The 1339-nt window shown below is 74.3% G+C and carries 1 protein-coding gene; it reads left to right on the forward strand.

The window, feature by feature from the left end; genetic code table 11:
* Positions 1-1339, forward strand: a 1339-nt coding sequence (locus AB0J52_RS40860) for an amino acid adenylation domain-containing protein (RefSeq protein ID WP_500188615.1), incomplete at both ends; no start/stop codon positions are given.

A 1339-nucleotide genomic window follows, 5' to 3' on the forward strand; every position in this document is an offset into this window, starting at 1 on the left:
GTCCGTCCCGAGGACGTCGTGGCCGTGCTGCTGGAGCGGTCGCCCGATCTCGTCGCCGTGCTCCTCGGCATCGTGAAGGCCGGCGCCGCCTACCTGCCGATCGACCTGGCCTACCCCGCCGAACGCATCTCCTTCATGCTCTCGGACGCGGCTCCGGCGCTGGTCGTGGACCGGCTCTTCCTGCGCTCGCTGAGCGACGACACCGGCCCCACGGGGATCGAGGTGCCGTGCGACCAGGCCGCCTACGTCATCTACACGTCCGGCTCCACCGGCGTCCCCAAGGGCGTCGTCGTCTCGCATCGCGGACTCGCGGGCCTGGCGGGAGCGCAGGTCGAGCGGTTCGCCGTCCGGCCCGATTCGCGGGTGCTGCAGTTGGCGGCGCTCGGGTTCGACGCGTCGGTGTCGGAGATGTGCATGGCGCTCCTGTCGGGCGCGACGCTGCTGCTCGCGGACGCCGACCGGATGCCGCCGAGAGGACGGCTCGAACCGCTCCTCGCGGACCTCGCGGTGACGCATGTGACGGTGCCGCCGTCGCTGCTGGCCACCGTCGAGCACCTGCCGGACGGCGTGGAGACGCTGGTGGTGGCGGGCGAGGCGTGCCCGCCGGACCTCGTCGGCCGCTGGGCGCCCGGCCGCCGGATGGTCAACGCCTACGGCCCGACCGAGTCGACGGTCTGCGCGACCATGAGCGGTCCGCTCGTCCCGGACGAGCCCGTGCCGGTCGGCGGTCCCATCTGGAACACCTCGGTGTTCGTGCTGGACGACGCGCTGCGGCCCGTTCCGCCCGGGGTCACCGGAGAGCTGTACCTCGCCGGGCCGAACCTGGCGCGCGGCTACCTGGGCCGGGCGGCGCTGACGGCCGAGCGGTTCGTGGCCTGCCCGTTCGCCCCCTCCCGCCGGATGTACCGGACCGGCGACCTGGTGCGCTGGACGAGGGACGGCGAGCTGGAGTTCGCCGGTCGCGCGGACGACCAGGTGAAGATCCGCGGGTTCCGGATCGAGCTCGGGGAGGTCGAGAACGTCCTGTCCGCCCATCCGGGCGTGGACCGGGTCGCGGTGGTGGCGCGCGAGGACCGTCCGGGCGCGGTGCGGCTGGCCGCCTACCTGACCGGCTCGGTGACCGTTGAGCGGCTGCGCGAGTACGCGGCGGGACGGCTGCCCGACTACATGGTCCCGGCGGCGTTCGTGGCCCTGGACGAGTTCCCGGTGACCGCCAACGGCAAGCTGGACCGCGCCGCGCTGCCCGCCCCCGACCTCACGGGCCCGCCGGAGGGCCGCGCGCCCGCGACGCTCGCCGAGGAGATCCTGTGCGGCCTGTTCGCCGAGATCCTGGGCCTGC

It is taken from the genome of Spirillospora sp. NPDC049652, assembly GCF_040675125.1.
GTDB lineage: Bacteria > Actinomycetota > Actinomycetes > Streptosporangiales > Streptosporangiaceae > Spirillospora.